At 61.7% G+C, this 13,899-nt stretch carries 12 protein-coding genes; 10 read left to right on the plus strand and 2 right to left on the minus strand.

Features of this window, described 5'->3' with window-relative positions:
• Nucleotides 1-125: 125 nt before the first annotated feature.
• On the minus strand, nucleotides 126-1,133 hold the full coding sequence (locus K1X71_15470) for a UbiA prenyltransferase family protein (protein MBX7074541.1): 1,008 nt from the start codon (nucleotides 1,131-1,133) through the stop codon (nucleotides 126-128).
• A gap of 257 nt (nucleotides 1,134-1,390) precedes the next feature.
• Here K1X71_15470 and K1X71_15475 point away from each other — a divergent pair, with 257 nt between their 5' ends.
• From K1X71_15475 to K1X71_15515, 9 genes are all read left to right on the plus strand, one after another.
• Complete coding sequence (locus tag K1X71_15475; protein MBX7074542.1) at nucleotides 1,391-2,074, plus strand: DUF1080 domain-containing protein; 684 nt, start codon at nucleotides 1,391-1,393, stop codon at nucleotides 2,072-2,074.
• Nucleotides 2,075-2,168: 94 nt separating this feature from the next.
• On the plus strand, nucleotides 2,169-2,468 hold the full coding sequence (locus K1X71_15480) for a BON domain-containing protein (GenBank protein ID MBX7074543.1): 300 nt from the start codon (nucleotides 2,169-2,171) through the stop codon (nucleotides 2,466-2,468).
• Between the two features lie 180 nt (nucleotides 2,469-2,648).
• Nucleotides 2,649-5,513 (plus strand): excinuclease ABC subunit UvrA, encoded by a 2,865-nt coding sequence (uvrA, locus tag K1X71_15485; GenBank protein ID MBX7074544.1) that lies wholly within the window; start codon nucleotides 2,649-2,651, stop codon nucleotides 5,511-5,513.
• Nucleotides 5,514-5,562: 49 nt separating this feature from the next.
• Nucleotides 5,563-6,519 carry an amidohydrolase family protein gene (locus tag K1X71_15490; GenBank protein ID MBX7074545.1) on the plus strand — a complete coding sequence of 319 codons (957 nt, stop codon included), beginning with the start codon at nucleotides 5,563-5,565 and terminating at the stop codon, nucleotides 6,517-6,519.
• An 83-nt stretch (nucleotides 6,520-6,602) separates the two neighbouring features.
• The gene (locus K1X71_15495; protein MBX7074546.1) at nucleotides 6,603-7,931 is read left to right on the plus strand and encodes a tetratricopeptide repeat protein; all 1,329 of its coding nucleotides are present in this window, start codon (nucleotides 6,603-6,605) and stop codon (nucleotides 7,929-7,931) included.
• 1,025 nt (nucleotides 7,932-8,956) lie between these two features.
• On the plus strand, nucleotides 8,957-9,526 hold the full coding sequence (locus K1X71_15500; protein ID MBX7074547.1) for a hypothetical protein: 570 nt from the start codon (nucleotides 8,957-8,959) through the stop codon (nucleotides 9,524-9,526).
• A gap of 92 nt (nucleotides 9,527-9,618) precedes the next feature.
• Nucleotides 9,619-10,851, plus strand: coding sequence for an LL-diaminopimelate aminotransferase (locus K1X71_15505; GenBank protein ID MBX7074548.1), 1,233 nt, complete (start codon nucleotides 9,619-9,621; stop codon nucleotides 10,849-10,851).
• A gap of 42 nt (nucleotides 10,852-10,893) precedes the next feature.
• Entirely contained in the window at nucleotides 10,894-11,550 is a 657-nt protein-coding gene (locus K1X71_15510) for a DedA family protein (GenBank protein ID MBX7074549.1), read from the plus strand.
• A 56-nt stretch (nucleotides 11,551-11,606) separates the two neighbouring features.
• On the plus strand, nucleotides 11,607-11,837 hold the full coding sequence (locus K1X71_15515; protein MBX7074550.1) for a hypothetical protein: 231 nt from the start codon (nucleotides 11,607-11,609) through the stop codon (nucleotides 11,835-11,837).
• Nucleotides 11,838-11,867: 30 nt separating this feature from the next.
• On the opposite strand, the gene K1X71_15520 is transcribed toward K1X71_15515, so the two are convergent.
• Nucleotides 11,868-12,488, minus strand: coding sequence for a methyltransferase domain-containing protein (locus K1X71_15520; protein MBX7074551.1), 621 nt, complete (start codon nucleotides 12,486-12,488; stop codon nucleotides 11,868-11,870).
• A 300-nt stretch (nucleotides 12,489-12,788) separates the two neighbouring features.
• Between K1X71_15520 and K1X71_15525 the strand changes: the two genes are divergently transcribed.
• Nucleotides 12,789-13,889, plus strand: coding sequence for an isocitrate/isopropylmalate dehydrogenase family protein (locus K1X71_15525; GenBank protein MBX7074552.1), 1,101 nt, complete (start codon nucleotides 12,789-12,791; stop codon nucleotides 13,887-13,889).
• Nucleotides 13,890-13,899: the final 10 nt, after the last annotated feature.

Below are 13,899 nucleotides of genomic sequence, written 5' to 3' on the forward strand. Positions count from 1 at the left end.
CAGCGCCACGCGCGCCACCAAGCCAACCGCCAGTATCGCGGCCAGAATCAGCCAGACGCGGCGCGGCCGGGCCGCCGCAACGTCGCGCGGCGCGGCGCCATCGGCCGGTGGGAGAGTATTGGCGCTCACAGTTCCCACAACGGCGGCAAACCCGATTCGGCCACGTTGAACCACTCGTACAACACGTGAATCCGCACGAACATCAGACCCACGAACACCCCCACGCACAGCACCAAATAGGCCATCAAGCCCAGCTCGCGATAAAGCTGCTCGGGTTGCTGCGCCGCGCTGTCCGGCTTGAGCGACACGTGAAGGTAGTAGCTGAAAAATCCCGCAATCAGCGGCACGCTGAGCACCAGTTCTAGGTGGTAGCGCACGATGAACATGCCCAACAATAGCGCCGCCGCCGTGGCGTAAAAGAACATGCTGATCATCAGCCGTTCGCTGTTGTAATAGCCGAACGAGCGACGATACGCCGCCGCGACCGCCGGATCGTCGATCGAGCGATACTCGGCAAAGCGCTTGCTCGCCATGAAGAACGCCCCTACCATCCAGTAGAACGCGATGAACGTCAACGGCGGCACCGCCGCCGAGGTCACCGCGAACCAGCCCAACAAGAGCCGTAGCGGATTGTTCACCGACTCCGACAGCACATCCACGTACGGCAATTCTTTAAGCCGCACCGGAGGCACGTTGTAGAGCAGTCCCATGCCCAGCAGCGCCGCCGCGGACAGAAAGAACGGCACGTTCAGTTGCCATGCCATCGTCAGCGCCACTGCCGCCAACAAGAACCATTCGCAATAGGCCAGCGGCACAGAGACCTTGCCCGACGGGATCGGCCGCTCGCGCTTTGTCGGATGATGACGATCGAGCGGCGCGTCGAGAATCTCGTTGATCACATAGTTGCTCGACGCGGTCAGGCAGGTGGCGGCCAATCCCCACAGCACCCGCCACAGCATGCCCCAATGCAGCGCCTCATGCGTGTAAAACAGGGCCACGATCACGCCCAGCCCCATGAACACGTTCTTGAACCAATAGTCGGGCCGGGCAATCGCCACGTAGGCGGCCAGTCGCTGCCCCCAGGTCGGCGCGGCGGCCATTTCTTGCCCGGTGGTTTCAGCCAATTGGCTCATGCGCTATCGATCCACACACAAAGCGGCAGGCCAGGAAATGCGACCGCGTATCGAGCGAGATGGCTCGCTGTTTTGCCGTCGGCCCGCCGAGGAAGGTCCATGCTAAATGCGCGCCGCCGCCCCCGCAACAACCGGCGGCACTGGCCGGTCTTTCTCGCTACAAACGACAAAACCGGCCACAAATTCTGCTACTATCGCGATTGAGCCCAGTCGGTTGGGCCTTGGCAAATTCAATTCGCTCGCTCGGAATACGCATCATGCCTCGTCTGCTTACGCTCGCCGTGCTCTTCTCGCTCTGCCTCGCTTCCGCGCGCGCCGATGACGGCGACTGGAAGGACCTGTTCGATGGCAAAACGCTGGTCGGCTGGAAGCAGCGTGGCGGCGACGCCAAATACCGCGTCGAAAATGGCGAGATCGTTGGCGCCAGCGTCCCCAACACCGGCAATTCGTTTCTCTGCACCGAGAGCGACTATGGCGACTTTATTTTGGAACTGGAGTTCAAAGTCGATCCCGCGCTCAACTCCGGGGTGCAGATTCGCAGCCAATGTTTCGATGAGCCACGCCCCTTTGAACACGAAGGCAAGCGCCGCGTCATTCCGGCCGGTCGCGTGCATGGTTATCAAGTCGAGATCGACCCTTCCGATCGCGCCTGGACGGCCGGCATTTACGACGAAGCTCGCCGCGGCTGGCTGAACGATCTCAAGAATAATGAACCGGCTCGCAAGGCTTTCCGTCCAGGCGAGTGGAACAAGCTGCGCGTCGAGTGCCGCGGCGACTCCATCAAGACCTGGCTGAACGATGTGCCCGCCGCCGACCTCCAGGACGACATGACGCCAAGCGGGTTGATTGCCCTTCAAGTGCATGGCGTCGGCGGCAAAAAAGAACCGCTGGAAGTCCGTTGGCGGAATGTGCGAATCCAGGAAATCGCCAAAAAACCTTGATTGATGTGGAGGCAGTTCGCAAATGGCCCGTATTTTGCACTCTTGCAAAATGCCTTCTCCGACTGCCAGCGTTCAATCCGGGAAATGAATGTTCATGCATGCTCCCTCTGACTCCACTCCCTCCGACACCTCGCTGCGCTGCGATCTGGCCCATGTGCGTCCTGCCGTCGCGGCACGTCCACGAATCGCGGAGCAAGTGCAAAACTGGCTGCAATCGAGCGCCTATCAGGAGTTGCGCAAGGTGCTCTGCGACTATCACGAGGGCATATTGACCCTACGCGGACGCGTCTCTTCCTTTTATCTCAAGCAAATGGCGCAGACGTTGGTCGCACGGCACGAGAGCGTCATTGAGTGCGTCAACAACATCGAGGTCCGCGCTCCGCGCGGCTGCTAGGCGCCTAAACGTTCGGCGCCGGCGCCAGCTCTCAAGGCAATGCTTGTTGCCTGCCAAATCGTCTGTTAGCGTGGGTGGTTTCGGCCCCTGCCGAAAGAGCTGTCAGGCGCGGCGAAGCGCCGGCAGCGCCATCTCACGCAAGAGATGTCAGACGAACTGCCTTGGCCCACGGGCGTCTCGATGGCCGATGCGACAGCCACTACCAGCCAGCGGAACGGCACCAAGCCCGCGCCTGCTGCCCCCTCAGACGTCATCCGCATCCGCGGCGCTAGGGTCCATAATCTCAAGAATATCGACCTCGATATCCCCCGCGATCAGTTCGTCGTGCTCACCGGCCTCAGCGGCTCGGGCAAAAGCTCGCTCGCCTTTGACACTGTCTTTGCCGAGGGGCAACGGCAATACATCGAAAGTCTGTCCGTTCACGCGCGCCAGTTCGTAAACCAACTCGAACGCCCAGACGTCGACGAAATCGACGGCCTGCAGCCCACCATCTCCATCGATCAGCGCGGCGGAAGCCAAAACCCGCGCAGCACCGTCGCCACGGTGACCGAAATCTACGACCACATGCGGCTCTTGTGGGCGCGGGTCGGACAACCACGCTGCCCGCAATGCGGCGTTGGTATCCGCCCGCAGACGGCCGATCAAATTCTGGAAGAGGCGCTCACCCTGCCAGAAAAGACCAAGGCCATGATCCTGGCGCCAATGGTTCGCGGTCGCAAAGGCCAGCACAAGGAGGTGCTGGAGACCATTCGCAAGGCGGGCTTCGTGCGCGTGCGAGTCGATGGAGAAATTCACGATATCGACGCCGTGCCCGAGTTAACGCGCCAAAAGAGCCACGACATCGAGGCGGTGGTCGACCGCGTAATGATTCGCGAAGGCATTCGGCCTCGCATGGCCGAGTCGATTCGCCTGGCGCTCAAGCACACCGAAGGGGTCGTGGTCATCAGTTGGCTCGAAGCGGCCGCCAACGATCCGGCTCAAGGCGCCTGGCGCGATTGGCTCTTCAGCACGCAATACGCCTGCCCCACCTGCAAGATCAGTCTGGCCGAGTTGGAACCCCGCACCTTCAGCTTCAATAGTCCCTACGGCGCTTGTCCCGCTTGCGATGGCATGGGCTACCGCGTGCAGTTCGATCCCGAGTTGGTGCTGCCCGACGCGTCGCGCTCGATCAGCAAGGGAGCAATCGCCCCTTGGCGCAATGGCAAAAGCGCCGCCGCCAAGCGGCAACTGGCGGTGCTCAACGAGTTCTTGTCCAGCGACGAACAGTGGGCCAATCTGCCGCTCGCCGATTGGCGCCCCAAACAACTCGAACAACTCTGGTCGGGCGATGGCAAGCGCTTTCCCGGGCTGCTCACCCTGCTCGAACAGCAATACTCCACCGAAACCATCACCGCCGAGCGCGAAAAGCTGGAACTATTCCGCGGCCACGTCCGCTGCGCCGATTGCCAAGGCGCTCGCCTGCGCCCCGAGGCCCGCGCTGTGCAAGTCGCCGAGCGCGGCATTCACCAGATCGCGGCCCTCACGGTCGAGCAGGCGGCCAGCTACTTCGCCGATCTCCGTTTCAGCGGCGTCCAGGCCGCGATTGGGGAACCCCTGTCGCAAGAAATTGGCAAGCGACTCGATTTTCTCCTCAAGGTGGGGCTCAACTATCTCACGCTCGATCGTCCCGCCGACACCCTCTCGGGCGGCGAGTCGCAGCGCATTCGGTTGGCTGCCGGGCTTGGTTCCGGTCTGGTCGGCGTCTGCTATGTGCTCGACGAGCCATCGATTGGCCTGCACCAGCGCGACAACGATCGCCTGATCGCCGCCCTGGTCGAACTCAAACAGCAAGGCAACACCGTGCTGGTAGTCGAACACGATGAGGCCATGATGCGCGTCGCCGATTGGCTCATCGATCTGGGGCCGCGCGCTGGGGAGTTCGGCGGTCAGATCGTGTCGCAGGGCCCCGCCAGCCAGGTGGTCGGCGATCCCGCCTCGCTCACGGGGCGCTATCTGGCCGGGCTCGAATCAATCGTCGTGCCCGCCGCTCGGCGCAAAGCCGTCAGCAAGCGCGCCATCGTCCTCGAAGGCGCCTCCACCAACAATCTCAAGCACGTCACCGCTCGCTTTCCGCTCGGCGTCTTCACCTGCATGACCGGCGTCAGTGGCTCGGGCAAAAGTTCGCTGCTAAACGAAACGCTCACCCCGGCGTTGCTGCGACACCTGGGGCTCGCGGTGCCCAAGCCGGGTCCGTTCGAACGATTGCGTGGCGCCGATCTGATCGACAAGTTGATCCCGATCGATCAAAGTCCCATTGGCCGCAGTCCCCGCAGCAATCTGGCCACCTACAGCGGCGCCTGGGACGAAATTCGCAAAGTCTTCGCCACCACCCGCGACGCCAAATTGCGCGGCTATCGCACCGGCCGCTTCAGCTTCAACACCGCTGGCGGCCGCTGCGAGGAGTGCCAGGGCCAAGGCGTGCAGAAGATTGAAATGAATTTTCTGCCCGATCTCTATGTCACCTGCCCCGTCTGCCGCGGCGCGCGCTTCAACCGCCAAACGCTGGAGATCCGCTATCGCGGCAAGAGCATCGCCGACGTGCTCGATATGCCTGTCGCCGAGGCGCTGGCCTTCTTCGAGAATTATCCGCAACTGGCGCGGCTTTTGACCTGCTTCGACGAGGTGGGCCTTGGCTATCTCAAGCTCGGCCAGTCTTCGACGACGCTCTCTGGCGGAGAATCGCAGCGCATCAAACTCGCGACCGAACTGGCCCGCACCAGCACCGGCAATACCCTCTACGTCCTCGACGAGCCGACCACCGGACTGCACTTCGAAGACATCAAGCGTCTGCTGGCCGTCCTTATGCGATTAGTCGATTTAGGCAACACCGTGATCGTCATCGAGCATAATCTGGACGTCGTCAAATGCGCCGACTGGATTCTCGATCTGGGCCCCGAGGGGGGCGAGCGCGGCGGCCAGTTGTTGGCCGAAGGAACCCCCGAGGACGTGGCCGCCGTCGAGGCCAGCATCACGGGGCGCTACCTGCGTCCGCTGCTCCAGGTGTAAGATCGTCCGTTTCCCAATCTGCCAAGCACCAGACCGCCAGGAAATACCAATGTCTGGCACGAAACAACCGCTCACACGCCGCGAGTTCGTGGCCGGCGCCGTCGCGGCGACGGCGCTCGTCGCCACCGCTCAAGTCCATGCCCAGGAGGATGCGATGATTCCTGTCGTCGACAGCCACCAACACATCTGGGATCTCAAACGATTCCACCTGCCGTGGACCGAGCGCGACAAGCCCATGGCCCGCGACTTCTCAATGCAAGATTATCTGGAGGCGACGCGCGGCATACCCATCGAAAAAAGCGTGTATGTCGAGGTCGATGTCGAACCTAGCCAGCAGCAGGCCGAGGCCGACTACATAGTGGAGCTGTGCCGGCGCAAAGAGGGGCCGCTCGCGGCGGCCGTGGTCTCCGGTCGCCCCATCAGCGACCAGTTCCCCGCCTACGCGCGACAATTCAAAGACCATCCTTACGTGCGTGGCGTCAGGCAGGTGCTGCATGGCCCATCGACCCCCGCCGGTTACTGCCTGCAAAAAGAATTCATCGCCGGCATTCGCGCGCTCGGCGAGCTTGGCCTCAGCTTCGATATCGTCATCCGCCCCGGCGAACTGGCCGACGCGGCCAAACTGATCCAGGCCTGTCCGGGCACGCAGTTCATTCTCGATCACTGCGGCAATGCCAGCGTCCAATCCCCCGATCTCGCCCCCTGGCGCCGCGACATCGCAACGGTCGCCGAACAAAAGAACGTCGTCTGCAAAATCTCGGGCATCATCGCCTTCGTCAAACCGGGAGAGTGGCAGGCGGACGATCTAGCGCCGATTGTCAATCACGCGCTGACTGTCTTCGGACCCGACCGCGTGATGTACGGTGGCGACTGGCCGGTGTGCAATCTCGGCGCCTCGTATCGCGAATGGTACGACGCCTTGAACCAGATCGTCGCCGACCGACCGCTAAGCGAGCGCCGCCGACTGTTCCACGACAACGCCATTCGCTATTACCGACTCGCGTGACGCCCGTGTCTCCCGCCGAAAGCCGACCGACGCCGACCGCGACTCATTCGCGAGTCCTATCCCGCCTTTGGTTGCTGGCCGCGATGGTCGTCGCCGTCGAACTGGCTTCGCTGCGCGGCGTACTGCGCGCCACCGGCCATCTGGCGCTTGGCTCCTGGCTCTGCGCCGAGGATGGCGTGTTTGAACTCTTGGGCGCGGCCTGCTGCCTGGCCGCCGGCGTCCTGTTCTTGTTGGCGGCGCTGACCGGAGATTTTCGCGCGGCCGTTTCGCTCCATTCGGTGCGTCGCCGCTGGCTGGCAATGCTATTCGGACTGGGTTTGCTCCTCTGCTTTCTGGAAGAAACCAGTTGGGCGCAGCGCATTGTCGAGTATCGAACGCCAGGCTGGGTCGCGGCGCACAACGCGTCGGACGAGGCCAACCTGCACAACCTGGCTTGGTTCCAACCCAGTTTCGGCCTCAACTACCTTCAACTTGCCTGGCTGGTGGCCGTGCTCAGCGGTTTTGTCCTCTTGCCACTGGCCTGCCTGGCCCCCCCCATCCGGCGACTGGTCTCTGCGCTCGGTATTCCCGTCCCTCGTGGACAAATCGTCGCCGTGCTCGCCGCTGGCCTCCTTGCCGGTTTGCTCATTCGCTGGCGGACGGCCGGCATTGGCCCCCTCAGTTGGCAGGAAGAAACCGAAGTCTTCGAGGTCCTCTCGCAGTTTGTCATCCTGCTCTGGGCGCTGGACGCTTGCCGCGAACCATTGGCTAGCCGACGGTCACTGGCCGTGCTTGTCACCTGCGGCATCGTGCTCCCGGTCACGGCGCTAGCCGCCGTCCGCGCGGCGCCCGCTTCCTGGGGCGAGGCCATCAGCATCGGCCATCGACTGCAAGGCGAGGCTTGGCGCGACAGTGGCGACCGCGCCGCCGCCATGCGCGAGTACGCGCTGGCCATCGAGCGCTGGCCCGACAATTGGATTGCCCAAGCGCGCATGGCCGAGGCGCTGCGCGATGCCGGCCAGACGCAGTGGGCAATCCAGCATTTTCGCCAGGCAATCGCCATCCCTGGTTCGCTCCCGGCATTGCGGCAACCTTTGGCCGCGATCTTGGCGAGCACCGGGCAACTGGCCGAGGCCAAAAGCGAGCTGCGCGAGAGTCTGCGTCTCGCTCCCGACGCCTCGGCGCATGCCCAATTGGCGCTACTGCAATGGCGACAACGAGAACTTCCCGCGGCAGAGGAGTCGGCCCGCGCCGCCGTGAGACTTGCGCCCGATTCGGCTGATTGGCAATATTTACTGGCCAACATCCTGGTCCAGGCGGGCAAGCGCGACGAGGCCATCAAAGCCTTTGATGCGGTCCTCAAACTTGATCCCCACCACGCCGGCGCGCTCCGCGACCGACAAACGCTCCAGCCTTCGGCGGCGTCCAAGTGACCGGATCGTCGCCGCTCCGGGGTGCAATTCGAATTCAGACGGCGATTCCGAAAACTCCGAAAACCCCACCCGCGGTTTGTCGGCTAGGCGAATCGCGCAAGCCCTAGCTAGATCAGATGTTGCGGACTTATCGCGAGGTACTGCCAGGGGTTGTCGGACAGGCGTTTTCGGAGTTCACCCCCCCTGTTTTCGTGTTTTCGTTGCAATTCGATTCCGGCCCACGCGCCGCCTCACCTGCTCGCCTGATCCACTGCTCACCTGGTCGCTCTCCTCCCCACTATTCCCTCTCTGCGTCTCAGCGCCTCTGCGGCTCATCCCCTTCTTCCGCCTCGCCCCCACGCAGTAGGGGGAGAGGCAGCGACCGTAGGTCGCTGGTGAGGGGGTCTTTGGTATTCCTCACGAATCTCTAGTCAATCCTCCTCCCTCGCGTCTTCGTGCCTTGGCCTTTCTTTCTTCCTCACTCACCACTTTTTCCTCTCCGCGCCTCCGCGTCTCGGCGGTTCACTTCTCCCCTCTCATGTAAACAGTGTTCAAAAACATGACTTGAAATTTGTACACCAGATCGTGTACTGTACGCATGTTCCTGTCGCGCGCTTCGTGAACGGCGTTTGTCAGCGGCGGGAGCAAATGCGGCGCGGACCAAGATCCAACCACGGAGCCCCGAGTTTTTCACAAGAAAAGCAACATTCCTCACCGGCGTCGCCGGCGATCTGCCTCCGTTTTAACGTTTCCACAGGCGGTTCGTTGATGCGTCTCGGCGTGCGAATGTCTGGCAGAACCACGACTCGTTCGTCTGCTGCGCCGCTGGCGTAAGGCGCGGCGACTGCGCGACATTGGCCTGCGCGTGTCAAAACTAGATGGCGCCGCGCAAGCGGCGTAAGATGCTCCCAATTCGTGGCTGCAAGCGGGTCGGCGCGCGCAAGGCTCCCACCAAGTGGTGCCTTGCTACCGCCAACGACTCACGTTGCGGCCTCGCCGCCATCAATCGCGCCGCATTTGAGCAACCGCCGGATAGGAGGAGCATCATGTCAACCGCCTCACAATATCTTCATCGCGTCTGCCTGACGCTCGCGGTCGCAATTGGCTTGCCGGAAATGCTTTCGGCGGCGCCCCCTGTTGCCGAACCTGCCAATACCACGCCGGCCGCCTCGGCCACTCCGACGCAGGAGGAACTCTTCAAACAGTTCGAAGAAAAACTGTCGGGCGCCCAACTGGTGGGCTATTTCACCGAGTCGGGCAAGGAGTCCGACAACCCCCTCAAGGCCGACAAGTACACCATCGAAAAGGTCAAAAAGCTCAAAGACGACTTCTGGCTCTTCGAAGCGCGCATCCAATACGACGGCAAAGACACCAAGGTGCCGATGCCGCTCGAAGTAAAGTGGGCCGGCGATACCCCGGTGGTCACGCTGACGAAGGTCTTTGTCCCCGGTCTCGGCACATTCACGGCGCGTGTGCTCTTCTACGGCGACGAGTACGCCGGCACCTGGAGCGCCGCCGATCACGGCGGGCACATGTTCGGCAAGATCGTGCGTCCCGACGCCGAATCGACAGACGACAAACCGACCGATCCGTCGCCGCCCGCGGCCGCCAACTAGCGCGAGCCCTTGACACCCCCCAAGCGTCCTTCATGCTGGTGCGTTCACGCGGCCCAGTCTGTACCCCTTAGCCCCGTTTGGTCCCCATCAGCATGTCCGATCCCTACTTCCAAAAACTCTTTGCCGATCGCATTGGCGGCGTCAACTACGGCAAGGGAACGGAAATCTATAAGTTCGAAAAGATCAAGCGCGCCAAACGCAAGGCCATGGCCGAGCATCCCGAGCGCAAGCTGATCGATTTCGGCATCGGCGAAAACGACGAGATGGCGCCCGAGTCGGTGCGGGCGCGGATGACCCAAGAAATTAATCGGCTGGAAAATCGCGGTTACGCCGATAACGGGGTGGCCGAGTTCCGCGAGGCCGTCGCCCGGTTCATGCAGCGCGAATTCGCCGTCGCGCTCGATCCCGCCACTGAAGTCAACCACTCCATTGGCTCCAAGCCGGCGCTCGCCATGTTGCCGGCCTGCTTCATCAATCCCGGCGACGTGACTTTGATGACCGTCCCCGGCTACCCTGTTGCCGGCACGCACGCGCGTTACTACGGCGGCGAGGTGCATCGACTGCCGCTGTTGGCGCAGAACAATTTCTTTCCCGATCTCGACGGCATCCCCGCCGACGTGCGTCGCCGCGCCAAGTTGTTGGTGATCAACTACCCCAATAGTCCCACCGGCAAGGTCGCCACGCGCGATTTCTACCAGCGCGTGATCGATTTCGCCCGCGAAAACGAGATTGTCGTGGTGCAGGACGCCGCTCACATCTTATTGAGCTACGACGGCCAACCGCTCAGCTTTTTGCAGGTTCCCGGCGCCAAGGAAGTAGGAGTCGAAGTGCATTCCCTCTCCAAGGGATTCCACATGATCGGTTGGCGCATCGGTTGGGTCTGCGGCCATCCGCGCATCGTCCAGGCCTTTGCCGATGTGAAGGACAACAGCGACTCCGGGCAATTCATCGCCGTGCAAAAGGCGGCGGCCGCCGCTCTCGACGAGACAAGCATCCCCGGCGCCACGCGGTCCAAATATCAGCGCCGCCTCAAAAAGCTGGTCGACACGCTCCACAGCGTCGGCTTCGATTGTCAGATGCCCGGCGGCACCTACTTCCTTTACACGCCGTCGCCCACGGGACTGGCCGGCGGCCCCAGCTTCGCCAACGCCGAGGCCGCGAGCCAATATCTCATCGAACAGCAATCGATCGTCACCGTGCCGTGGGACGATGCCGGCGCCTTCCTGCGATTCTCCGTCACCTACGAGGCGCCCACCGAAGCCGCCGAAGATCGCTTGATGGCCGAAACAGCCGAACGCTTGCGGCAAATCAAGCTGACCTTTTAATTCGTCTCACCCGTTGCTCAACCACGGCCCACCGGCGCAAGCATGGAACTGCTCAGAAAATTCATCGACCTGTTTCTGCATCTCGACGATCACCTGAACGATGTGATTGGCGATTACGGCGGTTGGACCTATCTGATTCTGTTCGTGATCATCTTCTGCGAAACCGGACTGGTGGTGACCCCCATTCTGCCCGGCGATTCGCTCTTGTTCGCCGCGGGCGCCTTCGCCGCGCGCGGCTCGCTCGACATCGCGGTGTTGATTGTGCTCTTGGGCGCTGCCGCCGTGCTGGGCGACGCCGTGAACTACTCGATTGGCGCGCTGCTCGGACCCAAGGTGCTGACCGGCGACAGCCGAGTTTTCAAAAAGGAATATCTCGATCGAACCCACGCCTTCTACGAGCGCTACGGCGGCATGACCATCATCATTGCCCGCTTTGTGCCCATTGTCCGCACGTTCGCTCCCTTCCTTGCCGGCGTGGGCAAGATGAGCTATTGGAAGTTCGCCACCTACAACATCGCCGGTGGACTGCTGTGGATCACCGTTTGCCTGATGGCCGGTTATTTCTTCGGCAACATTCCGTTCGTCAAAAAGAACTTTGAACTGGTTGTCATCGCCATTGTGCTGATCTCGGTGCTGCCGGCGGTCTTTGAATGGTGGCGCTCGCGGCGCGAAGCCGCAGCCCGCGTTGCCGAACCATGACGCGGCGCGCCACACGCGCTCGCTAATACAAAACTCAATCCGTAAAGAAGTGCGACATGGCCAAAACCACTTGCCCGATCACGCGCGCCGATTTTCGCGAGCATGCCGAGGCGGTCGAGATTACGATCGGCGGGATCCCCATGACCGCCGACCCCAAAGAGTTCTCCACCGGCTCCCTTGGCTGGTATCTCAACAACAAAGTGAATCTCAAGGTCGGCGACAAAACGATCACTGCGCAAATCGGCATGAACCTGACCATCGTCGGTTCCAAGGAATTGCCGGGCTAGGCGATTGCCGGAACGTGCTTCGCCGACGCGCTAGATCGGTAAATGTTGTTGAGGGATTGCCTCGATCCGCATGAGGCCCCACAGGCCGGCGCGGCGGCGCTCCGCCGAAACGACTTCAAAGCCAGCGCTCGCCATTCGACTCTGGCATTCTTGCAAACCGTAGGCGCGATGGTACGCCGGATCGCGCCAGCGAAGCCAAACGCCGATGAGCTTGCAACTCAGGTAGTCATCGCACCAATCCAACAATACCAGACGACCGCCACGAACAAGCACCCGCCGCATTTCCGCCAGGCTCGACTCCGGTTGTCGGAAACAATGAAACGCATTGGCGCAAACGACGCAATCAAAGCATCCTGTTCGAAACGGCAACTGATCGGCCGCCCCTTGCACAAGCGCCATCTTGCGATCCTTGCGCCGCGCTTGCACAAGCATGTCCCGACTGACATCGACGCCATAGATTGTTATCCCTGGCCAATGCTGCGCCACCTGTTCAGCCAGCGCTCCGGTCCCGCAGGCAATATCCAAAACTCGCTGACTTGCGGTTAGTTCCAATCCTTCGAGACAAAAGCCGATCGTCGCTGCGATGTACTTTGACCAGCGAGAATCGTACTCCTTGGCCAGGCGGTTGTATTCGCGGGCAACTTCATCCATTACGGAAACCTCACAAGGCAGAGCGTCACGGCATGTCAGCGGCGCAACCAGCAGGCGATTCGGTAATACTTCCCTCATGCAACCGATTTCGCCAGGGCGCTTGTGCAATTCCGAGCGTTGACCAAAGCCCCCGTTTTTGCTAAATTCTTCGGGTTTAATCGACATTTGATCCCCTGGCTGGGGTTCGCCGCGCTAACGCGGCCCGGGCTCTATCACAGCGCGACCCGGGCCGCCACCGATGCCTTCCTGCGCGCCTTGGCGAGCCGATAGCTGCCTTCCCGCCTCAGATAAGGTTACTCAATGGCCCACGAAGTTACGCTGATTACCGGCGACGGCACCGGTCCTGAATTGGCCGAAGCGGCCCGCCGCTGTGTCGACGCCACCGGTGTGAAGATCAATTGGGATGTGCAGGAAGCAGGCGTCGACGTGATGGAGAAGGCAGGCACGCCGCTGCCGCAAAGCGTCATTGATAGCCTCCGCCGCACCCATTGCGCCCTCAAGGCGCCGATCACCACCCCGGTCGGCACTGGTTTTCGCAGCATTAATGTCCATCTACGGCAACTCTTCGGTTTGTACGCCTGCATTCGCCCCTGCAAGACCTATCGCGGCGTACGCTCGTTCTTCTCCAGCGTGCCGATCGATCTGGTCATTGTGCGCGAGAATACCGAGAGTCTTTACGCCGGCATTGAGTTCGAACGCGGCAAACCAGAAACGGCCGATCTGATCGAGTTCATCAATCAACGGTCTCCCGATCGGCGCGTGAAGACCGGCAAGGAAGAGACGGGCATCACGATCAAGTCGATCAGCGTCACCGGGACCGAGCGGATCATTCGCTGCGCCTTCGAGTACGCCCGCGACAATCAACGCAAGAAGGTGACCTGTGTCCACAAGGCGAACATCCTCAAATTCACGGATGGCTTGTTTTTGGAAGTGTCGCGCAACGTCGCCAAGCAGTATCCCGACATCGAATTCGAGGATCGCATTGTCGACAACATGTGCATGCAACTGGTGCAAAAGCCGGAACTGTACGACGTGCTGGCGCTGCCCAATTTGTATGGCGACATTGTGAGCGATCTGGCCGCCGGACTCGTCGGCGGCCTTGGTGTGGCGCCGGGCGCCAACATTGGCCCCGACGGCGCCGTGTTCGAAGCGACGCACGGCAGCGCCCCCAAGTACAAGGGGCAAAACAAGGTCAACCCCACCGCGCTCATCTTGTCGGGCATGTTGATGCTCAAGCATCTCAAGGAGATCGATGCGGCCAATCGCTTGGAGCAAGCCGTCGCCGACGTGATCGCCGAAGGCAAGAGCGTCACCTACGACATGAAGCCCGATCGCAACGATCCCACCGCCGTCGGCACCAGCCAGATGGCCGACGCGATTTGCGCGAAACTCAAGAAATAACGGCAACCGC

This window comes from Pirellulales bacterium, from assembly GCA_019694455.1.
Lineage (GTDB): Bacteria > Planctomycetota > Planctomycetia > Pirellulales > JAEUIK01 > JAIBBY01.

Coding starts and splice junctions, on each gene's coding strand:
- K1X71_15470 (MBX7074541.1), bottom strand. CDS start 1,133: ATGAGCCAATTGGCTGAAACCACCGGGCAAGAAATGGCCGCCGCGCCG.
- K1X71_15475 (MBX7074542.1), top strand. CDS start 1,391: ATGCCTCGTCTGCTTACGCTCGCCGTGCTCTTCTCGCTCTGCCTCGCT.
- K1X71_15480 (MBX7074543.1), top strand. CDS start 2,169: ATGCATGCTCCCTCTGACTCCACTCCCTCCGACACCTCGCTGCGCTGC.
- uvrA (MBX7074544.1), top strand. CDS start 2,649: ATGGCCGATGCGACAGCCACTACCAGCCAGCGGAACGGCACCAAGCCC.
- K1X71_15490 (MBX7074545.1), top strand. CDS start 5,563: ATGTCTGGCACGAAACAACCGCTCACACGCCGCGAGTTCGTGGCCGGC.
- K1X71_15495 (MBX7074546.1), top strand. CDS start 6,603: ATGGTCGTCGCCGTCGAACTGGCTTCGCTGCGCGGCGTACTGCGCGCC.
- K1X71_15500 (MBX7074547.1), top strand. CDS start 8,957: ATGTCAACCGCCTCACAATATCTTCATCGCGTCTGCCTGACGCTCGCG.
- K1X71_15505 (MBX7074548.1), top strand. CDS start 9,619: ATGTCCGATCCCTACTTCCAAAAACTCTTTGCCGATCGCATTGGCGGC.
- K1X71_15510 (MBX7074549.1), top strand. CDS start 10,894: ATGGAACTGCTCAGAAAATTCATCGACCTGTTTCTGCATCTCGACGAT.
- K1X71_15515 (MBX7074550.1), top strand. CDS start 11,607: ATGGCCAAAACCACTTGCCCGATCACGCGCGCCGATTTTCGCGAGCAT.
- K1X71_15520 (MBX7074551.1), bottom strand. CDS start 12,488: ATGGATGAAGTTGCCCGCGAATACAACCGCCTGGCCAAGGAGTACGAT.
- K1X71_15525 (MBX7074552.1), top strand. CDS start 12,789: ATGGCCCACGAAGTTACGCTGATTACCGGCGACGGCACCGGTCCTGAA.